The organism is Shewanella sp. FeAMO, assembly GCF_053653955.1.
Window position 1 is genome coordinate 1,581,031 of record NZ_CM132201.1, and the last position, 23,450, is coordinate 1,604,480.

The window sequence follows — 23,450 nt, forward strand, 5'->3', positions numbered from 1 at the left end:
ATTTGATAATAAAGGCAGCGCTAAAGGCGGCTGCCTTATCGAAGGATTATTATCGTTTTTAGAATCCGCCCCAGATCACCGCCAGGGTACCGGCCAGTAAAGCATAGCCAAGCGCCACGGGCATAGTCTTGCGGATGATTTCAGATTCGCGACCGGCCATACCGACCACAGTTGCCGCCGCGACCACGTTCATCACGCACATCATGTTACCGGCGTTGGCGCCAATACCTTGCAGTGCCAGGATCAGCGCGTGGTTGGCTCCTATATTATCGGCCACGCTGTATTGCAGGCCAGAGAACATCATGTTGGAGAAGGTAGCCGAACCCGACAGGAATGCACCGAAAATACCGACTATAGGTGAAATCCAGGCCCAGACACTGCCGAGGCTTCCGGCCAGCATATCCGCCAGTGCTACCGGCATTGACTGCAGACCGGCACTGTTGGTGCCTGAGTTAAGGAAGATTTTCACCATGGGTACAGAGGCACCCAGAGAGATAATGGTTGGCACCATGGACTTGCAGGAAACCGTGACCGATTCTTTAATGGCCTTGGAGTTCATTCTGAACAGGAAGAAGCCCAGAATACACACGGCAACAAAGAAGGCGCCCGGTGCAAAGAAGGTGGCGAAGCTGGCTTTGAGCTCAGTGCCCAACAGGCCGGTCCAACTGATATTGAAACCGTTCAGCCAGGCTTTCAGTGGCTGTACCACACGAGAAAGCACCAAGAGAGCGGCCATGATCAGGTACGGAGTCCAGGCGGCCAACTGAGAGAAGCGCGCCTTGGTTTCCACTTTAGCTGTTTCTGCTTCCTTGTCGTTTTCGGCAAAGTCATTCCAAGGCGTTTTCGGCAGTAACCAGCCTTTGCGGGCAACCGGGATAACCAGTGCCATACCGACCAGGGCACCAATCACTGAAGGGAACTCTGGGCCGGCGAAGAAGTTGATCAGCCAGGCAGGAATGGTAAAGGCCAAACCGGCGAACAGGGCGAATTTCCAGATGGCAAAGCCTTCCTTGAAGGACTTATTGCGACCAAAGAAGCCTGTCAGCACAGACACCATTACCAAGGGGATCAGCGTACCTGTTATCAGATCTATGGTGATCATATGCATGGCAATGAACTGGGCATAATCGCTGAAGTGACCGCCATGTTCGGCAATTTGTGCCGCAGCCATGCTGGTACCGCCTTCGAGCAGACCCTGCTCCATACCAAAGAGCACCGGTAGACCGATAGCGCCGAAAGACACTGAAGTTGAGTCGGCAATCAGGGCTACCACGGCGGCCGCAACCGGTGGGATACCCAAGAGTACCAACAGAGGTGCGCCGATAGCGGCAGGGGTACCAAAACCGGCAGAGCCTTCAATAAAGGAGCCGAACAGCCAACAGATGATGATCACCTGGACCCTGGCATCTGCGCTGATATTGGTAAAACCGGCACGAATGGTATCCATGGCGCCTGAATATTTCAGGGTGTTGAGCAGGAAGACCGCACCGAAGATGATGGTCAAAGGAGTAATCGCCGACAGCAGGCCTTCAACCACGGAGGCGGCCAGCAGGGTAGTGTCCATCTGCCAGATAAAAACGGCGGCCAGGGCGGTGATCACCATGGAGATTGGCATAGCTCTGGATGCGGGCATCCGGAGCAACACCAGGAACAGCATGACGCTGATCACGGGTGTCAGGCTTGCGAGTAACTGTAGAAATGTCATGGTTGCCTCATCATTTCATATGTTGCTTGTGCTTATTGTGGTGTTGAGAAAGTGCTATCGCCTTTCCCTTTTGTTGTTGTGCGTGCTTATCATGGTTAATTTACCCGGAACCAAAATGATCTGGATCATCTTGCCTTTCGTATGTGGCTTAAGTTTTTGGTTATGGGAGCAGTATCTCCGCCACAAAATGGCTAAATGTGATCAAGATCGCCTTTTGTTGGGCTCTTATATAACTTTGGGGAATAGAAATCTTGGAAATGACCCAAAACCCTTGGAATTATGGCTTTGTTTTGCTCAAAACGGTAATAAAGTGATCCTGTTATTTCATTTATGATGGAAACGCAGGCTTATATCGTAAAATTTGAATGTGATTCATGTCACACTAATTGAGTGTTTGGTGAAGTTGGGTTTTATGTGGTGTTGCTTATATTGTTAATAATCAACAGGTTGTGATTGTTCTGACTTTTGTTTATGAGTGATGCAGATCACTGTTTTATCGAGCGCAGTAAATTGTGATCTTGGTCACGTGAATGGTGTTTTACATTTTTTGAAAATAAATAACAAAAAAGCACCTTTATTCTCAGGTGCTTTAACTAAGTTGGATTGAGTGGCAAGCTGACATCGCCCAAGCGCCGGCTTCAAAAGAGTTTACTGCCCCAGCCCAATTTGTTGCGCAAGACGTGAAAGTAGTTGTGCCCCTTTGGGTGGATGAGTTTGAGCCGCTCCTTGCTGCGCCTCAGAATAATTTCATCGCCCGGCATTACAGATAAGGTGACATGGCCGTCACAGCTCACTTCCAGGTTTTCGCCGTTTTCCGGTGACACCACCAGTTTGATGGTGCTGGAAGCGTCGACCACTATAGGGCGGCAGGAGAGGGTATGGGGAAACATGGGCACCAGGATCAGCGCCTCGAGATTGGGGGTCAATATTGCGCCGCCGGCCGACAGCGAATAGGCGGTTGAGCCGGTCGGTGTAGACACTATCATGCCATCGGCCCGTTGGCTGTACATGAACTGGTTGTCGATATAGACCTCAAACTCGATCATGTGGGCTATCTTGCCCGGATGCAGTACGGCCTCATTGACGGCGGTATTGCTGGCTTTGACTTCACCGTGGCGATAAACCTCGGCTTCCAGCAGGAATCTGTGTTCTGTGGCATATTCACCATCCAGCACCTTGGCCAGAGATTCCTCAAAGGCATCCGGCGGCAGATCGGTTAAAAACCCCAGATTGCCGCGGTTGACACCGATAACGCCGAGATCGAAGCGTGCCAGAACCCGGGCCGCGCCCAGCATATTGCCATCCCCCCCGACGACTATCGCCAGATCACAGTGTTCGCCGATATCCAGTAGGTCTACCGCGCGCACATCTTTCCCGAGTTCGGCCGCGACTCTCTCTTCCACCAGCACATCATAGCCCTGCATTTTCAGCCAATGATGCAGGCGCTTGAGGGTCAGGTTGGTCCCCTGATGGTGGGGTTTTCCTATCAGGCCTATAGTATGAAACTCAGTGGACATAGATTTTGGGAACTCTGGGGGTTGAAACGGTCAATTTGATCCCCATAATATGCCCAGAGTATGCAGAAACAAAGCATTTTTAGCTGGAGTAGAAATGAACAAAGAGTCATTTAAAGCAGAGCAGGAACAGGTCGAAGAAGTGGTTGACCAGGTTGAAACCACCGAGGGCATAGCTGAGGAAGGCGGCATTATCGACGAGCTGACTCAGGCGAACTTCCGTATTGAGGAGCTGGAGCAGGCTTTATCTGACGCACAGGCGACAGTTGAGGAGCAGAAAGATTCTGTCATCCGTGCCGCAGCTGAAGTTGACAACATCCGTCGCCGGGCGGCGCAGGATGTGGAGAAGGCGCATAAGTTTGCCCTGGAAAAGTTCAGCAATGAGCTGCTGCCTGTGATCGATAACATGGAGCGTGCTCTGGTGGGTGCCGATAAGGCCGATGAAGCCACCAAGCCTTTGTTTGAAGGGGTTGAGCTGACACTGAAAAGCTTCCTGTCCGCGGTGGAGAAGTTCGGGGTCAAGCAGATAGATCCTATGGGTGAAGCCTTTAACCCTGAGCAGCATCAAGCCATTGGCATGCAGCCAAGCGCCGAGTTCCCGGCCAATACTGTGATGCTGGTTATGCAAAAGGGCTATCAGCTCAATGAGCGTCTGCTGCGTCCTGCCATGGTAATGGTGTCCAAGGGTGGTGAAGGTGTTGATACCCAAGCCTGATAGCGCACTAAAACGCCCATAGCGGCGAGACTAAAAAACCGCAGACTTATCTGCGGTTTTTTATATGCAAGCAGGTTTCCAGCCATGAAAAAGCCGAGCTAAGCTCGGCTTTCTTGTTCCTGGGTTTTCTGGAGCCTGGGGGCTCTTGAATTCAGGAGCTTACTTCTGGCCAGCGGCCTTTTTGATAAAGTCCACTATCTCCGCCATAGGCACTTCCTGCTTTTCTCCGGTGCGGCGGTTCTTATATTCATAAACACCGGCATCCAGATTGCGATCGCCAATCACTATGGTGTGAGGCAGACCCAGGAGCTCCATATCGGCAAACATCACGCCAGGGCGCTCTTTACGGTCGTCAAACAGCACTTCGATACCTGCATCGGTCAGCTCTTTGTAAAGCTGCTCGGCAGTATCAGTCACTCTGTGTGACTTGTGCATGTTCATCGGCAGAATACCCACTGTGAATGGGGCAATCGCTTCCGGCCAGATGATACCGCGGTCATCGTGATTCTGCTCGATGGCGGCAGCAACGATGCGGCTGACGCCGACACCATAACAGCCCATCAGCAGGGTCTGAGACTTGCCATTCTCGTCCAGCACAGTGGCGTTCATGGCGGCAGAGTAGTTGGTGCCCAGCTGGAAGATATGGCCAACTTCAATACCGCGGGCGAAGGCGTAAGTGCCTTTGCCGTCAGGGGTGGTTTCGCCTTCCACTACGTTACGGATATCGGCGGCGCTGGCCAGCGGCAGATCCCGCTCCCAGTTGATACCGAAATAATGTTTGTCGTCTAGGTTGGCGCCGGCGGCAAAGTCGCTCATCACGGCAACACTGTGATCTATGACCACAGGAATAGTCAGACCGACTGGACCGAGAGAGCCTGGGCCGGCTCCCAGCGCGTCACGAATTTCCGCTTCAGAGGCAAATTCCAGCGGCGCGGCAACCAGTTCCAGTTTGTCGGCTTTGACTTCGTTCAGCTCATGGTCGCCACGGACAATCAGGGCTACCAGCGGGGCTTCTTCGGTGGCGCCTTTGACTATCAGTGTCTTAACCGTCTTGGTGATATCCAGGTCAAACTGCTCAACCAGTTCGTCTATGGTCTTGGCATTGGGTGTGTCTACCAAGGTCATTTCTTGAGTAGGCGCGGCGCGCTCTGTGGTTGGCAGCGGCGCTTCGGCTTTCTCGATATTGGCGGCATAGTCGCTGCCATTGGAGTAGGCAATCAGATCTTCACCGCTGTTGGCCAGAACATGGAACTCGTGTGACATGCTGCCACCGATAGAGCCGGTATCTGCCAGTACAGGGCGGAAGGCCAGGCCCATGCGCGACAAGATGTTGCTGTAAGCCGTGTACATGGCCTGATAGGTATCATCCATGGTTTGCTGATCCAGATGGAAAGAGTAGGCATCTTTCATCAGGAACTCACGTGAGCGCATGACACCGAAGCGTGGGCGGACTTCATCACGGAATTTGGTCTGGATTTGATACAGGGTCAGCGGCAGTTGCTTGTAGGAGCTAACTTCTTTGCGCACCAGATCGGTAATCACTTCTTCATGGGTCGGGCCCAGAACGAAGTCACGATTGTGACGGTCTACAAAGCGCAGCAGTTCCGGGCCAAACTTGTCCCAGCGACCTGTTTCCACCCAGAGATCCCCCGGCTGTACCATGGGCATCAGAATTTCGATGGCACCGGCCTTGTTCATCTCTTCACGCACAATGGCTTCGACCTTGCGCAGTACGCGCAGGCCGGACGGCAGCCAGCTATAGAGGCCTGAGGCGTTGCGACGTATCATACCGGCGCGCAGCATAAGCTGATGACTGACTATCTCTGCATTGGCAGGGTTTTCTTTCTGTGTTGATAACAGGTATTGACTGACTCGCATTACCTTGGGTCCGAAATGAATTGAATGGCCGCCATTTTATCACTTGCTTTGATGATGTCACGCGGCCAGGGCGGATAAATTCCCCTTTCCTTGCTCGAATTTAGCCTGTCGGCTACTGATTGGCGCCGGCGCTGCAATTGCCGCCGCGGTTTTGGGCGCTGAGCAGGGCTTCTTCAGCCTGAAATACCAGGGTGTCCCAACCGAGTTGCCTGGCCGGTTGGATGTTGGCCACACCGATAGAGACTGTCAGTCTTGGGCTTTGGGCCTTGGCTCTCAGATTGGCCGCCAGCACAAATTGATTGAGGCTCTGGGCAATGCGGATACAGGCTTCCGGATCCCGGTCTGGCAGTAACAGTGCCAATTGAGATTGTTGTAATCGCGCCAGAAAATGTTCACCGCTAATTTCAAAGTCCAGCAGCCTTTGGGCCAAATGCAACAGGGTTTCGCTGGCAATGGCCTGATCGCTCTGAATGAGCAACAGGCCTATCCTGTGCTGTTTCACTACCGCTTTGTGCCAGGCCTGCTTCAACAGTTGGTTGAAGCTGCGGCGGTTATAGAGCCCTGTGAGTTCGTCCTGTTGTTGCTCGCTGGTCAAGGCACTCATTTGGGCCTCAAGGGACAACAGCGCATGGTTTATCTTGAGTGTTTCCCGATTCACGGCATTTGGGGAGTTGCCACCGAAGTTTTGTTCCGCCAATTCGCTGAGCTTGTGGCTGGTCTGCAACAAGGGTTTGAGCAGGTGGCGGCCAAGTACAGTCCAGGCCACAGTTTGACTCAGAACTATCAGCGCCAGTGACCCGAGCACCAGCCATAGCAGGGTTTGCATCAGCGATTTGCTGTTCTTTTGTGCCTGGGCATCCAGGTGGGTCAGCCCTATGCCGGACAGGCGCAGAGAAAGATTATCTATGGCACTTATCATGCCGGTCATATGTGGTGCTCTCAAAGGCTGACCACTCATCACTGACAGCTGTTGTCCAAGAGCCAGGGCCTCGTCATATTCTTTGGCCGCCAGGGTAAACTGACTCAGGGTGGTTATTATCTGTTGTTGTCTCAGCCTGGTTTCGTCGAGGATCGCCTCCCGCTCGTTGGAGGGATAGGTAGGCCAGTTGTTTTTGAGTTTCAGCAGTGCCAGATGCTGCATCTGGTTGGCTTTGATGGTTTGCAGCAGCAGTTTCTGATCCTGGAGCTCGGCGATATGGGCCTTGCCTGTACGCTCCATCACCCAGAGGCTGGCTCCGCCAAAAAACACTATCAGCCCCGCAAGCAGAAAAAAACTCAGCAGTAACCGGCTGCGGATCCCCGGCAAGCCAAGTGACATGCTTCTTGGCGGTTTTGGGTTTTGGCGGGTTTGGCAATCCATGGCGCTCAACTTCCTCTTATTGATTTTTTTCACTGCCCGTCAGTGGCTTATCGCGTCTATCTCCCACTACTCTAGCAGGATTTCCCGCCATTATGGCAAACGCGGGTACCGACTTTGTGACAATGGCGCCCATGGCAATGACGGCGCAGTCGCCTATGGTAACACCATCGACGATACCGGCCTGGGCGCCAATCCAGACATCCTCGCCAATCACAATCCCCTTGGATTGGCTGCTCTGACGATAGATGGGCATATCCGGCGCCATACCATGATTGAAGGCGTAGATGGTGACATTGTTGGCAATACGGGTCTTGTCACCTATCACTATGCCGCGACTGCCGCCATCCAGCGAGCAGCCGTGGTTGATACTGACCTCCCGGCCTATCTGTATCGGCCCATGCAGAAAGGAGTTGGCGGCTATCATGGACTCATCGCCCAGGGTTATCGGCCTGCCGGGTTCGGCAAACAGCTCTGCCTCGGGGGCGATAAAGCAGTTTTGCCCTATGCTGATGGTTTCAAGGGCTTGGAGCCTGGCCTGAATCGCCTGTTGCCAGGGAAGGGCCCACTCGAGATGCTTGGGTTTGAGGCGATACCAGAGCCAGGGCATCCAGGAGAGGCGCCTCTTGTGTTGCGCCTGATAGTCATCAGCTGAGGGGGTAAAATCACTCATGCACCGGCGCCGGACGCTTTGGCACAAAAGGGCTGTATGGTTTCGACCTCAATGCCTTGCTCTTGGGCATGCCAGAAGATATCCAGATCATACAGAGCTACTTGATAGCGTTTGGGATCCGGCTTGCCTTTCTTGTAGGCGGGTCTCGGATCCTGGGCCAGCACCGCCTGAATGAGCTTATCCAGCCCGGGATAGCGTTTCTCGAGTCGGATCAGTTGTTCTACTGCGAGATGGCTGAAGCTGACCTCAACCTGCTCGGGAGCCTGCTGCGCTATGCCGCCTATCGCCTCGGGTATCGCATCCGAGAAGGGGATGTAGGGCTTGATGTCGATTATCGGAGTGCCATCGAGCAGGTCCATGCCGGAGATCTCCAGGACCACCTTGCCTTTGCCTTGGTGGATCTGATGCAGCTTCACCACAGATTGGCCAATGCCATTGGGCCTGAAGGTGGAGCGGGTGGCAAACACCCCAAGCTTTTCATTGCCGCCGAGCCGGGGAGGGCGCACCGTGGTTTTCCAGCCCTGGGCCAGATTTTCATGAAAGCAGAACAGTAACCAGAGGTGGGAATACTGCTCCAGCCCACGCACCGCATCAATATGATTGTAGGGCGCTGTCAGTTCGACAAAACCGCGAACAAAATCCACCAAGCCCGGCTGACGAGGAATACCAAACTTCTGTTTATATGGTGTCCGGCAATAGGCTACCGCTTCTATCTGAGTCGAAAACCCCATAACGTCAGGCTTACTCCTTCGGGGTTGCCAGGCGAATAGCCTGGCCGACACACATGGCGCTGGTGTAGCAACCGGCTGCGGCTTCCTGGGTTTCGACACAGTTTTTAATGATAAGACCATTGGCCTTCATGTCGGCGGCCGCCCGGCGCGCCTCAGTGCGGGCATCGGCCATGGAAGCCGGTACACCATCGAGCTCAGACTGACAGGCATTGCCTTCAACCAATCCCAGCACTTCATATTGGCCTGTTGGCCGACTGCCATCGAACAGCTGTACTTCCGAGGGTTTGAAATACTCCTGGATAGCCTGGCTGTCCAGGTTGGAATTGAAGCTGTATTCCCCGGCGCAGCCGCCAAGCAGCAGTACCAGAGTGGAGAGAAAAATCGGTTTCATGGCCCGGCCTTATAGTTATTCGTCCATGCTCCCGGCCATCCCGGGAGCTGTATGGGAAATTCTATCGCTTCAAATACTTTTGATAAAGCTGCCGATGACGATTGTTGAGATCCACCTGCCTGCCGTCGATAAACATCAGCTCTATCCGGCTGCTCATGGGATCGAGAATATCGCCGCTGCTGACCACAATATTGGCCTGAAACCCGGGCGCTACCGCCCCCAGGTTGTCTACCCCCAGTATCTTGGCGGCATCTTGTGTAATGGCCTTGAGCGCCTGCTCTTTACTGAGCCCCCAAGCCACGGTTTGGCCCGCGGCCAGCGGCAGGTTACGGCTGTCCCAATCGGAGCTGAAGCCGAGGGCGAAGGGAATACCAGCGCGCTTGAGCAATGCCGGTACTCTAAATGCCTGACCTATGGGCTCATCTTCTCGTAGCGGCAAGTCAAGCGTATGGGTATAGATGACACTTGCCTCTATTTCATTGAGCGCTGCGCCCAGGCGCCAGGCATCATAGCCACCGACCAGGGTTAACTTGAATCCATACTGACGGGCCAGGGCAATGGCAGCCTCTATCTGCTGCTGCCTGTCGGCATGGACAAATAGCCGCGCCTCCTGGCGATACAGAGGCAAGAGCGCTTGCCAGCGGCTGTCTTCAAGGGCGCCTTCACTGCCTTGCTGACTCAAGGCGTAGCGTTTACCCGCTTCAAAGTGTTTGTGTATCTGTGACAGCGCGTCCTGATAGGCCTTTTGTGCCTGCTTATTTGCCTCGCTGGTACCTTGTTTTTGCGGCGCAGTTGGCCAATAGAGGTGGAACTGTGGTTTGGATGGGACCTGGGCATCTTCTATGGTCCAGGCGTCCAGTGAGACCAGTGCCGATTGCCCGGCAATGCCTGTGCCTCTCGGCACTATCTGGGCGTGGGTGATTCCGTTGGCCCGCACACTGGGCAGCAATTCCGAATCCGGGTTGAAGGCGCTGGCGGCTTCAAGCTGCGGATTGGCACTGCCCACATCGCGGCTGTCGACTGTTGGTCTGGCCATGGCTATCTCTACCAAGCCCAGGGTGGTATCCAGTGCTATGAGGCCGGGATAAAGGTGTTTGCCACTGAGATCAAATTCCCGGGCATTTTCGGCCGTTAATCTTGGGCCTACGGCGCTGATAACACCTTGCTCGAGCAGCACATCAGTATTTTCGAGTGTGCCTTGGCTGACTGTGTGAACCGTGGCATTTTTCAATAATATGGCTTGTTGCTGACGCTCGGCCGGGATCAGGTTATGGGCCTTTGCCGGTGCGAACATCAATAGCGAACCACCCAGCAGCAGATGTGCCAGCATAGATGCCATGTGTGGCAATAGAGGAAACTTGGTCACAGGCGGCTCTCCTTATTCTGGCCCCAGGCGTTGAATTGGGTATCGCATTGCCACAAGGGCTCTATGATTTCAGACGTTGTTTCGCCTTGAAGCCGCGCCGGGTCACTGCCAAGAATTTTCTGGATCAGCGCCTGGCGCTCGCCGGCAATAGCCTGGGTCATTTGCTTATCCTCAGCGCGGTCGAAGTAGCGTTTGCCGCCAATCCACACTGCCTGGCTCTTGGCATAAACCGATAGGGGGTTGGCATCCCAGAGCACCAAATCTGCCTGTTTCCCCTCTTCAACCGAACCTGTTATGGCGTCTATTCCGAGCTGTTTGGCGGGGTTGATGGTTACCATCTTCCAGGCATCTTCCTGGGACATGTCGCAGTATTTCACCGACTTGGCGGCTTCCTGATTCAGGCGCCGCTGCATCTCAAAGTCATCTGAGTTAATCGAGGTGAGCACGCCGGCATTCATCATCAAACAGGCGTTTTGCGGAATGGCATCATAGACCTCAAATTTATAGGCCCACCAGTCGGCAAAGGTGGAAGCACCGGCACCATGAGCCGCCAACTCGGGGGCCAGCTTGTAGCCTTCCAATACATGGGTGAAGGCGGTGACCTTGAAATCGTAGGCCTCGGCGAGGCGCAAGAACATCAGGATTTCAGACTGGACATAAGAGTGAATATGCACATCGCGCTCGCCGTTCAGCACTTGGGCAATCGCCTGTAAACGATAATCGGGGCGAGGGGAGAGCTGCTTACGTTTCTCCCGTGAGCGGAGCTCGGCATATTGGGCCTGGGCGTCTTTATAGTCTCTGGCGGCATTGAAAGCATCGCTCATCAGGGCCTTCACCCCCATGCGGCTTTGCGGGAATCTACGGGTATAACGCTCGCCCCAGTTGCTCTGTTTGACGTTTTCCCCCAAAGCAAACTTAATCCCCTGATGGGCCTGGGTGAACTTGAGTCCCTCGGCCGACTCTCCCCAGCGCAGTTGAATAACCTGCGACTGGCCACCTATAGGGTTGGCACTGCCATGCAGCAGATTGGCGGTAGTGACGCCACCGGCCAAGGAGCGATAGATGGCAATATCATCCTGGTTAAGCACATCGGCTATTCGCACTTCTGAGGTGATGGCATCGGACATCTCATTGAGGCCGCCGTTGACGGCAATGTGGGAATGCTCATCTATGATCCCGGCGGTCAGGTGCATGTCTGCTCCCTCTATGACCTGATAACCTGCCGGAGTGCTGAGATCTGTGCCAATCTTTTCAATCTTGCCATCGGCCATAAGCAGGTCGCTGTTGCCAATAATGCCGGCCTCGCTTGAAGTCCAGAGGGTGACATTGCGGATATGCAGTTTTTCCGTACCTGGCAGCTCACTGCGGCCATAGGCTTGCAGTGGACTCGTCAAACGACTGAGATACTCGGGTTCAGTCTTTGGCCCGGTCTTTGACACAGTTTTGGGGCTTGTTGCCTGAGTATTTGTCCGTGTATCCTCTTCTGTCTCTGGCATTAAAGGCGCGTGCGGCAATCTTGAGCCGGCCAGTTGAGTCACGGCGCCATCGGCACTCAAGAGTCTTCCTCTCAACCCTTCATCATCTTGCCATAGAGTCAATCTACTGATGCCATTTATGCCGGCACCCTGCAAATTGACGCTGAAACTCAGGCGTTTGCTGTCGGCTTTCAGGTGAGCAAGCGCTATCTGTTGATCGCCACTGCTGAGGTTGCCCCTGAGTTTTCGGGGCGTTTGCTGGGTCAGTTGCAGCTCAAGATCCAATTCCAGTTCAGCCAAATGCAGGCGATAACTGCCTTGCCACTGGAATTCCGGAGCCAGCTGTTTTTGCTCTTCGCCCTGCAACCATACGCTGACTATTTCGCCGTCCTGAAACAGATTGCCTTTGGCTATCACCAGATCGGCCATATAGCCGGGCGCCAGTTTACCGACCAAATTATCTATGCCGGCGGCCGCAGCGGCTTCTGTGGTCAGCGCTGCCAATGCGGTTTCTTCGTCGAGACCGGCTTGCAGCGCCATTCTCAACCTGGGCCAAAAGGCTTTACCGTCCATGCCGTATTGGGTGAAGGAGAAGGGGATATTGTTGGCGGCCATCACAGCAGGATTGCTCGGTGCCCGCTCCCAGTGTCTCAAGGTTCTGAGTGGTACTTCCCTGGCATTGTCTTCATCACTGACCTGAGGGGCAGCGGGGAAGTTCAACGGCAATATCAACACGGGTCGATATTCCTGCAGTTCTCTCACTCTTGCATATTCCTGGCCATTTCCCAGTAAGATTGGCTGGATATCTTCTTGGCTCAAGAGTTTGGCTGCACGCAACTGGTTATTGAGGTTTCGGGTGTCAAATATCGCACCACGAGTTTTTATATCGTGCAAGCGCTCAAGGGCGATATTAAATTCCGGTGACAATAAATCCTCGCGGCCGGCTGCTTTCATTTTATTCTGGTTATACCAGTTGGCATCACTGAGAGTCTGTCTTATTAACGCTATGCTTCCCATCAGGGAGTTGGGGTAGTCCTGTGGTGAATTGCCTTTATCAAAAGCCATAAAATGTCGACTTTGGGGATTATATATCAGTTGATTGCTATTCTTGTCCGCCAAAGACAGTGAAACACCAATTCCCCTGAATATTCCGTTAAGATGAGCACTCTGAACGCTGGTAAAGCCATTGCTTATCCAATTTGACGCGGCTTCTTTATCTGCCAATACATAGGAAAACCATTCTTTCTCTGCGTGAATAGCCCCATTTGCAGCCACAGCCCCTTTGGGGTTTATCCGATAGACAGGGCCTTCAATAGTTGCCTGTGATTCTGAATACTCCAAGCCATATTCGGCAAAGGGATCGATAAACCCCGGATAGATGGTGTAACCATTGAGATCTATCTTATAAGCATTTTGTGGAATTTCATTATTGGAAATAACTTGCTTTATCCGGTTATTTTCAATAAGCAGGGTAGCGTTATCCAATTGCTTACCCGGGGAGAGCATGAGTTTGGCGTGGGTTAAGGCGGTCAATCTCGGAGTATTGTCTGTCAGTTGCGTTTCATCGGCGTAGGCGCTGCAGGCCACAAGGCTGATAAACAGCAGTTTTGCGGCGGGGAAAGAGGGTTTCATCTGTTGTGGCTACCTTGTCATTATTCTTTTGGGGAAAAGTCACAGCTATCAGTAAAAAGATATGAACATCAGTATATATTCACTACTTTTTTACCAAAGAGTTACAGATATCCATAATACAAAAAGGTATCTGAGGCCGACGGGATACATGGCTGTGCTGATGTCCATAAAAGTTAACCCAGTCAAAATGTAAATGCCAAGGCGTAATTGTAAGGCTTTTTAACAGATGCCAGACGTCTATCAGACATAAAAAAGCCCCGACACTGTCGAGGCTTAAGTAAATAGATGCCTGATTAGATCAGGAAATCATCCATTGAACGACCTTTGTCTACTTCGTTCTTGAATACAGTTGGCATACGGCCTTGACCGGTCCAAGTAATAGTTTCACCATCTACAACGATTTTGTATTTTGGTGGGCGAGGAGCACGCTTCTTGGGAGCAGCCTTGGCGGCAGCAACATTACCCAGATCTTCAACAGACAGGCCAACGGCTTCCATCTGCTTACGGATATCTTCTATTTTAGAAAGACGTTCAGCTTGTGCCTTTTCTTCTTCCTTGGCTTCCTCTTCACGATCAATAATGATCTTATCCAATTTGGCAGCCAGATCGCGCAGATCTGCAACGCTCAACTCTTTTACTGCGGCCTTAAAACGACGACCGTGAGTCAATATATCAAGAAAATCGCTCATAAGTATTTTGGTCCCACGCTAATTTATAAATTGGGTTATGGTGAACATCGCTATAAATAATAGAAACTATAAGAGTCTGGATCAAATATTTTTACGCCAATTGACATTAATTTCTTTATTTAACTCAATTCTATGACCATGAAAGTTGCCAAGTGTTCAAAAAACTGGCCTTAAAGTGTGACAGAAGTGACAAACGAGCGTTTAAGTTGCTGTTGACGTTAACGTCAACAGCACGTAAAGTTGAGCCATCCTGTACTGATGGCCCTGGTATCATCGGTACGCAACCCACATTAGATACAAGGTGTAGGAAGGAAACCCTATGAAAGTATTGGTGCCAGTAAAACGTGTGGTCGATGCCAATGTGAAGGTCAGGGTCAAGGCCGACAACACAGGCGTTGAAACAGCCAACCTGAAAATGGCGTTGAATCCATTTTGTGAGATTGCGGTAGAAGAAGCCGTGCGTCTGAAAGAAGCCGGCAGTGCTTCTGAAGTCGTCGTTGTCAGCATAGGTCCCAAGGCGGCACAGGAGCAACTGCGTACCGCACTGGCTCTGGGTGCCGACCGTGCCATTCACATCGAAACCGATGAAGAGCTGGTGCCCCTTTCTATTGCCAAACTGCTCAAGGCGGTGCAGGACAAGGAACAGGCGCAACTTATTCTGCTCGGTAAGCAGTCCATCGACGGCGATAACAATCAGACAGGACAGATGCTGGCGGCGCTCGCCGGTATGCCTCAGGCAACCTTTGCATCTGAAGTGAAGCTGGAAGGCGAAACTCTGCTGGTCACCCGTGAAGTGGATGGCGGCTTACAGACTCTGTCCATGCCTCTGCCTGCCGTGGTCACCGCAGATCTGCGTCTGAATGAGCCCCGCTATGCTTCTTTGCCCAATATCATGAAAGCCAAGCGCAAGCCGCTGGAGACCATGAGCATTGATGACCTGGGAGTGGCGCTCAAGCAGCACGTACAGGTGTTGGAGGTAGCAACGCCGGCCAGCCGTCAGGCGGGTGTGATGGTGGCTTCCGTTGAGGAGCTGGTGGACAAGTTGAAAAACGAAGCGAAGGTGATCTAAATGGCCGTATTAGTAATAGCAGAACACGATAATACCAGCCTGAAACAGGACACAGCCAAAGTTGTCGCCGCAGCCAAAGCCATAGGGGGAGATATTCACCTCTTGGTTGCCGGTCAGGATTGTAAGGCCGCCGCCGATGCTGCCGCCAAGCTTGAAGGCGTCAGTAAAGTACTGCTGGCCGATAACCCTGCCTATGGTGCTCATCTTGCCGACAATATTGGAGAACTCATCTTGTCTCTGAGTGGCGACTACAGCCACATTCTGGCTGCAGCTTCAAGCCAGGGGAAGGATATTCTGCCAAGAGTGGCGGCTTTGCTGGATGTGGCTCAACTTTCTGAGATCACCAAGGTGATTGATGCCGAGACTTTTGTCCGTCCCGTCTATGCCGGTAACGCCATGGCAACCGTTAAGAGCCTGGACGATAAGAAAGTGGCCACAGTGCGCGCCAGCGCCTTCGACGCCGTTGCTGAGGCAGGCTCAGCTGAAATCAATCAGCTCGATAGCGTCTTTGACGCCAAGAGCAGCTTTGTATCCCAGAGCCTGACCGAGTCGGCTCGTCCGGAGCTTGGCAGCGCCAGAGTCATTGTTTCCGGTGGTCGCGGTATGGGTAGTGGCGAAAACTTTGCCATGCTGGAAGCCTTGGCCGATAAGCTGGGCGCCGCCGTAGGTGCATCGCGGGCAGCAGTGGATGCCGGCTTTGTTCCCAACGACCTGCAGGTTGGCCAGACGGGTAAAATCGTGGCGCCAGAGCTTTATATTGCTGTGGGTATCTCCGGGGCGATTCAGCATCTGGCCGGGATGAAGGACTCAAAAGTCATTGTGGCCATCAACAAAGATCCTGAAGCGCCTATCTTCCAGGTTGCCGATTATGGCTTGGAAGCTGATCTGTTTGATGTTGTGCCTAAATTGAACGAGTTGATTTAATCTGTGATCTAGGTCACGATAGGCGGCTTTGGGGTAGCATCCTCAAAGCCGCCTATGTTTTTATGTGCCTCACGCCTGACATCAGGCGTCCTGAGAAGTAGAGGCGCACTAAATATCAGTAGCGGTAAGCAGGGTGATTCCGTTTATGTATCGCGAAAGGATTTGGTGCCGAAGTGGTTGCGACTTATCAAGGTCCACCGCTGGGGCTGTTACCAAATAGGGGCAGCACTGCCATAGTATATTCTGTCGGGATGACAGATTGACGTTACTATGGAGCGCTACTGAAAGGACAGGTGCTACTCGGTATGCCATTGCCTTTTCCCACCAGTTCAGTTGCCCTCCATTCGTATTTAACGAAGAACAAGACTCAATGACACTAACAAGTTATGCCGATTCGGCACTCTCTTTGTTGCCGCCGGTTGTGGCAATTTTATTGGCGATCCTCACCCGTCGGGTGTTGTTATCGCTGGGGTTGGGGATATTGATTGGAGCCTTGTTGCTCAATCAATGGTCGGTATTGGACACCGGGGTTTATCTGGGGCAAAGGGTGCTTTCCCTGGTATGGGACGATGACGCTTTCAATGCCTGGAACCTGTATATTCTGGGATTCCTGGTGCTGCTGGGGATGATCACTGCGCTGATCACCGTCAGTGGCTCGGCCAGAGCCTTTGCCAACTGGGCCAGACAGCATATCCGTAATCGCCGTGATGCCAAGCTGCTGACCATGTTTCTCGGCTGTGCGGTGTTTATCGATGACTACTTCAACAGCCTGGTGGTGGGCAGTATCGCTAGGCCTCTGACCGACAGATATTATATCTCCCGCTCCAAACTGGCGTATCTTTTGGATTCTACCGCGGCGCCCGTGTGCGTTATCTCGCCGGTATCCAGTTGGGGCGCCTATATTATCGCCCTTATCGGCGGCATTCTCACCGCCCACGGTTTTACTGAAGTAGGACATCTGAGCGCTTTCGTGCAGATGATCCCGATGAACTTCTATGCCCTGTTTGCCCTGGCACTCTTGCTGTGCGTCACCTTTATGGAGCTGGATATTGGCGCCATGCGCAAACACGAGTTCAACGCCCGCAAGGGCAATCTCTATGATGAGTCCAAGGGGCTGCCACCCGGTGCCAATGCCGATCTGCCCGAGGCGGAAACCGGCCAGGTGCACGGCCTGTTCCTGCCCATAGGTGTCTTGGTGGTGGCGACCTTCTATTTTATGGTTTCCAGTGGTGCCGATGCCCTGGCGGCAGAAAGCCTGCCTTTTAGTATCATAGGTGCCTTCGAGAAAACCGATGTGGGCTCGTCACTGTTTTTCGGCGCTTCCATCGGTCTGGTGGTGACGCTGCTGCTGGCCTTTATCCAGAAGATTGAAGCCAAGATGATCCTCAAGGCACTCACCTCGGGTGCCCGTTCCATGTTGCCGGCCATCTATATTCTGATGTTTGCCTGGACCATAGCCGGGATCATAGGCTCACTGGAAACCGGCAAGTTTATGGCCAGTCTCGCCAGTGGCAATATTCCCTTTGCCTTGCTGCCGGCCGTGCTATTTATTTTGGCAGGGCTTACCGCCTTTTCTACCGGCACCAGCTGGGGCACCTTTGGTATCATGTTGCCGATTGCCGCCGATATGGCCATGGGCAGCCACAGTGGCATGATGTTGCCTATGCTGGCCGCCGTGCTTTCCGGGGCTGTGTTTGGCGATCACTGCTCGCCGATATCGGACACCACGATTCTGTCATCCACAGGTGCCAGCTGCCATCATATCGACCATGTGCTGACTCAGTTGCCCTATGCGGTCTTGGTCGCAGTTATTTCCCTCGGCGGCTATATAGTACTCGGCTTTACCGAGTCGGTAGGGCTTGGGCTTGCCAGCAGTTGTGTGCTGTTCATGCTGGGGCTGGTGTGGCTCAAGTGGCAGCAGCCCAAAAACAGTGCTGCCTAACCGGCCAATTAAAAAACGCTGCCTTGGCAGCGTTTTTTGTTACCTATATTTCAGGGCCATTGGAGTTGGAGGCGTACTCTCGTCTTGGATATTCAGGCTAAATATCTATTGATTCAAACCGGCCTCGCCAATTATTTTTGTGGCAGCTCTATTGAGTTTTCCGTGATGACGCGAACCGATGCCGAGCGGGCAAACAGAGTCAAACTCGTCGCTATGGCCAGAACAATAACCGTCGGGACAATCCAAGCTGCATAGCAAGCGTATAAGGGTAGATATTGGTTCAAAATTGCATCCAGGCTGGCAGGCATACTGCCGAGAATATGCAAGGCGTCCAGAGCGCCAAAGATCAACGCTGCCGCTAAGGTTGCAAGTACGCCAGACATGGACACAAGGCGCCGTAGCGGGGCAATCAATAACAGGGCAATCGCAATCGGATGCAGGGCTACCACGACGGGTTGGGTGATCTGCAAAAGTTGCTCCAGACCAATATTGGCAACCAACGCTCCAATTATCATGGTGACCAGCACACTGTTACGGTAAGACACTTGACTGAATGTGCGGCTATAAAACTCACTGCCGGCAGTCGTCACGCCGATTATCGTCGTCAGGCAAGCCAATATCATCACAGCTCCCAACAGCAAGGTACCTAAAATACCAAAATGTGTTGTGGTAAAGGTGGTCAGAATATCCCCGCCGTTACTGTATTCACCGACGCTGCTGGCGCCGATATAAGCCAGGGAGATGTATACCAGTGCCATAGCCACAGCGTACATCAAGGCGGCAATCAGGGTGTACCTGGTAATCGCCTTTGGCTGAGTGACACCCATACTTTTAATCGCGCGGAAGATAACCCATCCAAAACCGATAGAACCCAAGGCGTCCATGGTCATATATCCTTGAGTCACACCTTCGGCAAATGCGCTGCTTACATAGGCGCCGGTCGCCTGGGAAATGCCTTGACTCGGAAACAACAGCGCGGCGATAGCCATTGCCAGTAGGATAGCCATTAGCGCCGGTGTCAACCACTTCCCCAGGTTGTCGACCAGTTTGCCCGGATACAGGGAAAACAGCACAGCGATAATGCAGAAGATAATTGAAAAAGGACCCAGAGCGTTGTCCCCGAAAAACGGGCTAAAACCGAATTGGTAAGCGACTGTGATGGCGCGAGGAATGACAAATGCCGGGCCAATCACGATAAATACCATAATCCAGAACGTGGTAGCCAGAGGGCGGGGAAGTACTGAAGTCAGGTTATCGGAGCCCCCCACCAGGGCCACAATGACCAAAGCAAAGGCGGGTAAGCCCACACCGGCCAGTAGAAAGCCTGCCATGCCCTGAAACAGGTTGTCGCCTGCCTGATAACCCAAAAATGATGGGAAAATAAGGTTGCCGGCGCCTAAATACATGGCAAAGGTCATAAACCCCAAAGCGGCGATATTGCGTGCACTTAACATAGTCTTCCTCAAATATGTCAGCTTTGAAGTAACCAGCAAGTGAGCGTTTTGATGACTCTGCCAGCGACTCTCACTGACAGAAAATAAAAGATAATAGCCTGTCAGCCCCGGTTGAGTTCCAGAGAGAGCAGGAGGAGATTGGCGACGGTCACTTGTTGGCGACTAGGCTGCAAGCAACTTGTGGAAGCGACCAATGACATACAGAATCCAGGCTGACAGAAAATACGGGAGGAGGCTCCTCCCTGCGTGGATCCCTTATAAACCTATCTCTTGGAACCTGGCAAGCCTTAAATAGTGGATAGTGTGTATTTCAACATTTTCTCCACTCACAGGAATAAGCCACTAAAAATTCTTTAAAGAAACATTAACGATTCAATCCGACTTCGGCAGGCTCCGGCATGCCTTCAGTCAGATGCCTTGAACGCCAAATTGCTGTGCAAGCCACTCTCTACAAAAGAGAACGTCACGAGGACTTATTCGCACCTTCCTTAGGTATCACATGTCCATTTTCAAGGGGTTGCAAAATAGATCCGGCCCAGATTACGGGGAGAATGATTGCCGGTGCTGGAGGTCGAATAGCTTGTCATAAAAAAACACCTGAGCCGGAAGACTCAGGTGTTTTTTATGCTTAAGTCCGAGGTGTAATCTCGCCCCTCGGACTTAAACTGTTGTCAGCGCTCACTTATCAGAGCAGACCACGACGCTTGAGCAGGGCATCGGTTGTCGGCTCTTGGCCACGGAAGTTTTTGTAAGCTTCCATAGGTGGCACGCTGTTACCCACTTCGCGGATAGTCTTGCGATACTTCATGCCGATATCCCGTTTCAGGCCGCCTTGGGTCTGTACATAGGCAAAGGCATCGGCCGCGAGGATTTCGCTCCACATATAGGCGTAGTAGCTGGCACTGTAGCCACCCGGGAAGGCATGGGCAAAGTAGGTCGACTTGTAACGTGGTGGCACGGCTTCAATGTTCAGGCCGTGCTTTTCAAGCGCCTTGGCTTCAAACTCGGCGACATTCTGCAGCGGTGCGTCCTTGTCCAGTGAGTGCCACTCCATGTCTACCAGGGCGGCTGCCATATACTCCAGGGTGTCGAAGCCCTGGTTGAAGCTGCGGGACTTCAGCAACTTGTCCAGCATCGCCTTGGGTAAAGGCTCGCCGGTTTGGTAGTGCTTGGCATAGTTGGCCAACACCTGTGGATGACCGGCCCAGTCCTCTTCGAAGGTGGATGGGAACTCGACAAAGTCACGGGATACCGCAGTACCGGACAGGCTGGGGTAGGTTACTTTGGAGAACATGCCGTGCGTACCGTGGCCCAACTCGTGGAACATGGTGGTTACTTCGTCATAGCTGACGAAGGTGGCTTCGCCTTCCGGTGCCTTCTTGATGTTCATCACATTGACCACCACAGGCTTGTCGCCCTTGAGCAGGTTCTGGTTGACGAAAGAGCTCATCCAGGCACCGCCGCGCTTGCCTTCACGGGCGAAATAGTCGCCATAGAAGATGGCCATGCTGCTGCCGTCGGCATCGAACATTTCCCAGGCTTTGACATCAGGGTGATAAACCGGCAGATCCGGCCGTGGCTTGAAGGTTACCCCATAGAGTTGGTTGAGGGTAAAGAAGACGCCGTCTTCCAACACTCGATTGAATTCGAAGTAAGGCTTGAGGCTGGCTTCATCCAGATCATATTTCTCCTGGCGCACCAGTTCGGCATAGAAGGCCCAGTCCCAAGGCTTGAGCTGGAACTTGCCACCAGTCTTGTCGATCATCGCCTGGATATCGGCGGCTTCTTTCTGGGTGTTGGCGACAACGGCCGGCACCATGGAGCCGAACATCTCATAGACGGCCTCGGGTGTCTTGGCCATCTGTGGGCTCAGGCGGTAACTGGCCCAGTTATCAAATCCCAGCAGGGCGGCGCGTTCGGCGCGCAGTTGCGCCAGGCGGGCCACCAGAGAGGCGGTTTCGTTTTCACCTTCAAGGCCGCGGTAGGCCGAGGCTTCCCAAATCTGTTTTCTCAGCTCTCGGTTTTTCAGCTGAGCCAGCACAGGCTGGCGAGTGGTGTTGGTGATGCTGATCAGGTATTGACCATCAAGCCCGGCTGCCTTGGCATCGGCCGCGGCATTGCGAATGGCCGAGTCGGACAGACCCTCCAATTGAGCAACGTCAGTAACAGTTACGGCGATTTCTTTGTTCATCCGCATCAGTCGTTGCTGGAATTCGTTCACCAGCTTGGACTGCTCTTCGTTCAAGGCGCGGATCTGGGCTTTTTCGTTCTCGGTCAGCTTGGCGCCGGCGAGCACAAAGCGTTGGTGGTACACCTCAATAAGGCGCACTTCTTCGCTGCTCAGGCCCAATTGCTGCCGTTGAGAGTAGAGGCTGTCGATGCGGGCAAACAGCTCCGGGTTGAGATTGACGTTGTCTGAATGGGCCGCCATCTTGGGCGCCATTTCACCCTGAATTTTACGCAGTTCAGGGTTGGAGTTGGAGCCGGTCAGATTATAGAAAACGCTTGAGGCGCGGCTTAGCAGTTCACCGGATTTTTCCAGGGCGACTATGGTGTTGGCAAAAGTGGGTTTCTCTGGGTTGTTGGCAATGGCCAACACTTCCTGGTAGTGCTCGGCAATACCGGCTTCGAGTGCAGGCTTGAAGTGTTCATCTTTGATCAGGCGAAAATCCGGGGCCTGATATTGCAAGGTGCTCTTGGCAAAAAGTGGATTGCTTTGAGTGGCTTCCGCACTTGCCAGATTTGTGTCCTGAGGATTGTGGGTGCTGCAGCCAGAAATAGCCAGTGTGGCGCCAACGGCCAGCGCCAGAAGAGATTTTCGCATTATTATGACTTCCATCTTTAGTTATGAGTTTTTTAGCGCAACTTAGCACTTGTTGCTTAAAAGTGGCTGAATTTAATGTTTATAGCCTACATAATCGCGACGTTTGCAGGCCAGCAGCTTATTGATAAAGAAGTGTAACAAATTGATTTTAATGGGTAGATTCAGCGAATGCTGAATCAATGCTCAAGTTTGGCTGCATGGGGCATGCATCCTGTATTTATGTGGTAAAAAGTGTAAAATTGCGGCCGGAATTTTTCTCAGGGGAGAGCCGTTTTGGCGCAACTTTATTTCTACTATTCGGCGATGAATGCCGGGAAATCCACCTCTTTACTGCAGTCATCCTATAACTATCGCGAGCGCGGCATGCATACCCTGGTGATGACACCCGCCATAGATGACCGTTTTGGAGTGGGAAAGGTCGCTTCCAGGATCGGTATTGAATGTGATGCACGTATTTTTGCCCATGATGACAATCTGCTCGAGATGATCCGCGCCGAACATGAGCGTCAGCACCTGAATTGTGTGCTGTTTGATGAATCCCAGTTTCTCAGTAAAGAGCAGGTCAAACAGCTGGCCTATGTGGTCGACATCCTGGATATTCCTGTACTTTGTTACGGTTTGCGTACCGACTTCCAGGGCGAGCTGTTTGTTGGCAGTCAGTACCTGTTGGCCTGGGCCGACAAGCTGGTAGAACTGAAAACCATCTGTCACTGTGGTCGCAAGGCCAATATGGTGATCCGTCGTGATGGGGCGGGTAACCCGGTGCGCGAGGGTGAGCAGGTGGCGATAGGCGGCAATGAGAGTTATGAGTCTGTCTGTCGTAAGCACTACCGCGAATTGATTTGGGACTGATGCGAGGCGTCGCGGTTGCAAGCCCAAAGTGACAAGTTCAATAGTAAAAGCCCAGGCGAACAGCCAAAGATATAAATAAAGAGATAAAGAGATAAAGAAAGGAAGCTTATGTCGTCTATTTCCCCTGCTGGAAGCCGTATATCCAGAAAGCGGTTGCCGGGTTTGTTGCTGTTGTTGCTGGGCTCAGTTTTGCCATTGCAGGCCGTTGCAGATAAAGCCGTTCCCGCCTCAGAAATTAAAGTGATTCAAAAGCTTATTT

17 protein-coding genes and 1 riboswitch are annotated in these 23,450 nt (G+C 52.7%); of the genes, 5 read left to right on the forward strand and 12 right to left on the reverse strand.

Going from position 1 to position 23,450, the window contains the following annotated elements; genetic code table 11:
* Positions 1-58 precede the first annotated feature (58 nt).
* Together ACWAU4_RS07155 and nadK are read right to left on the reverse strand one after the other, a co-directional pair.
* Positions 59-1,705, reverse strand: a complete 1,647-nt coding sequence (locus ACWAU4_RS07155) for an L-lactate permease (protein ID WP_044734016.1) — start codon at positions 1,703-1,705, stop codon at positions 59-61.
* Positions 1,706-2,343: 638 nt separating this feature from the next.
* Positions 2,344-3,222, reverse strand: coding sequence for an NAD(+) kinase (gene nadK / locus ACWAU4_RS07160; RefSeq protein ID WP_025887624.1), 879 nt, complete (start codon positions 3,220-3,222; stop codon positions 2,344-2,346).
* Positions 3,223-3,316: 94 nt separating this feature from the next.
* On the opposite strand from nadK, the gene grpE reads away from it, so the two are divergent.
* Positions 3,317-3,934, forward strand: coding sequence for a nucleotide exchange factor GrpE (gene grpE, locus ACWAU4_RS07165; protein ID WP_025009423.1), 618 nt, complete (start codon positions 3,317-3,319; stop codon positions 3,932-3,934).
* 159 nt (positions 3,935-4,093) lie between these two features.
* Here the strand turns inward: grpE and ACWAU4_RS07170 are convergent, their stop codons facing one another.
* The 8 genes from ACWAU4_RS07170 to ACWAU4_RS07205 all read right to left on the reverse strand — a co-directional run bounded on the left by ACWAU4_RS07170 (position 4,094) and on the right by ACWAU4_RS07205 (position 14,126).
* Positions 4,094-5,812 (reverse strand): proline--tRNA ligase, encoded by a 1,719-nt coding sequence (locus ACWAU4_RS07170; protein WP_028779063.1) that lies wholly within the window; start codon positions 5,810-5,812, stop codon positions 4,094-4,096.
* A gap of 112 nt (positions 5,813-5,924) precedes the next feature.
* Positions 5,925-7,172 (reverse strand): diguanylate cyclase domain-containing protein, encoded by a 1,248-nt coding sequence (locus ACWAU4_RS07175; RefSeq protein ID WP_208125663.1) that lies wholly within the window; start codon positions 7,170-7,172, stop codon positions 5,925-5,927.
* 16 nt (positions 7,173-7,188) lie between these two features.
* The gene (locus ACWAU4_RS07180) at positions 7,189-7,842 is read right to left on the reverse strand and encodes an acyltransferase (RefSeq protein ID WP_208125664.1); all 654 of its coding nucleotides are present in this window, start codon (positions 7,840-7,842) and stop codon (positions 7,189-7,191) included.
* Positions 7,839-8,573: a tRNA (N6-threonylcarbamoyladenosine(37)-N6)-methyltransferase TrmO gene (tsaA, locus tag ACWAU4_RS07185; RefSeq protein WP_025009419.1), complete on the reverse strand. Its 735-nt coding sequence runs from the start codon at positions 8,571-8,573 to the stop codon at positions 7,839-7,841. The genes ACWAU4_RS07180 and tsaA overlap by 4 nt, the downstream gene beginning before the upstream one ends.
* A 10-nt stretch (positions 8,574-8,583) precedes the next feature.
* Complete coding sequence (gene rcsF, locus ACWAU4_RS07190; RefSeq protein WP_028779067.1) at positions 8,584-8,964, reverse strand: Rcs stress response system protein RcsF; 381 nt, start codon at positions 8,962-8,964, stop codon at positions 8,584-8,586.
* A 61-nt stretch (positions 8,965-9,025) separates the two neighbouring features.
* The gene (locus ACWAU4_RS07195) at positions 9,026-10,294 is read right to left on the reverse strand and encodes an amidohydrolase family protein (RefSeq protein WP_208126136.1); all 1,269 of its coding nucleotides are present in this window, start codon (positions 10,292-10,294) and stop codon (positions 9,026-9,028) included.
* A 32-nt stretch (positions 10,295-10,326) separates the two neighbouring features.
* Positions 10,327-13,437, reverse strand: a complete 3,111-nt coding sequence (locus ACWAU4_RS07200; RefSeq protein WP_208125665.1) for an amidohydrolase family protein — start codon at positions 13,435-13,437, stop codon at positions 10,327-10,329.
* A gap of 293 nt (positions 13,438-13,730) precedes the next feature.
* Positions 13,731-14,126, reverse strand: a complete 396-nt coding sequence (locus ACWAU4_RS07205) for an H-NS histone family protein (RefSeq protein ID WP_025009415.1) — start codon at positions 14,124-14,126, stop codon at positions 13,731-13,733.
* Between the two features lie 319 nt (positions 14,127-14,445).
* On the opposite strand from ACWAU4_RS07205, the gene ACWAU4_RS07210 reads away from it, so the two are divergent.
* The 3 genes from ACWAU4_RS07210 to ACWAU4_RS07220 all read left to right on the forward strand — a co-directional run bounded on the left by ACWAU4_RS07210 (position 14,446) and on the right by ACWAU4_RS07220 (position 18,061).
* Positions 14,446-15,195, forward strand: coding sequence for an electron transfer flavoprotein subunit beta/FixA family protein (locus ACWAU4_RS07210; RefSeq protein WP_025009414.1), 750 nt, complete (start codon positions 14,446-14,448; stop codon positions 15,193-15,195).
* Complete coding sequence (locus ACWAU4_RS07215) at positions 15,196-16,119, forward strand: electron transfer flavoprotein subunit alpha/FixB family protein (RefSeq protein ID WP_208125666.1); 924 nt, start codon at positions 15,196-15,198, stop codon at positions 16,117-16,119.
* Positions 16,120-16,209: 90 nt separating this feature from the next.
* Positions 16,210-16,408: riboswitch (Lysine riboswitch) on the forward strand.
* Positions 16,409-16,489: 81 nt separating this feature from the next.
* The gene (locus ACWAU4_RS07220; RefSeq protein ID WP_208125667.1) at positions 16,490-18,061 is read left to right on the forward strand and encodes a Na+/H+ antiporter NhaC family protein; all 1,572 of its coding nucleotides are present in this window, start codon (positions 16,490-16,492) and stop codon (positions 18,059-18,061) included.
* A gap of 131 nt (positions 18,062-18,192) precedes the next feature.
* Here the strand turns inward: ACWAU4_RS07220 and brnQ are convergent, their stop codons facing one another.
* Together brnQ and ACWAU4_RS07230 are read right to left on the reverse strand one after the other, a co-directional pair.
* A complete protein-coding gene (brnQ, locus tag ACWAU4_RS07225; RefSeq protein ID WP_144379802.1) occupies positions 18,193-19,515 on the reverse strand; it encodes a branched-chain amino acid transport system II carrier protein in 1,323 nt (440 codons plus the stop codon).
* Positions 19,516-20,200: 685 nt separating this feature from the next.
* Positions 20,201-22,339 carry a M3 family metallopeptidase gene (locus ACWAU4_RS07230; protein WP_144164734.1) on the reverse strand — a complete coding sequence of 713 codons (2,139 nt, stop codon included), beginning with the start codon at positions 22,337-22,339 and terminating at the stop codon, positions 20,201-20,203.
* Positions 22,340-22,612: 273 nt separating this feature from the next.
* On the opposite strand from ACWAU4_RS07230, the gene ACWAU4_RS07235 reads away from it, so the two are divergent.
* A complete protein-coding gene (locus ACWAU4_RS07235; protein ID WP_025009412.1) occupies positions 22,613-23,191 on the forward strand; it encodes a thymidine kinase in 579 nt (192 codons plus the stop codon).
* Positions 23,192-23,450 lie beyond the last annotated feature (259 nt).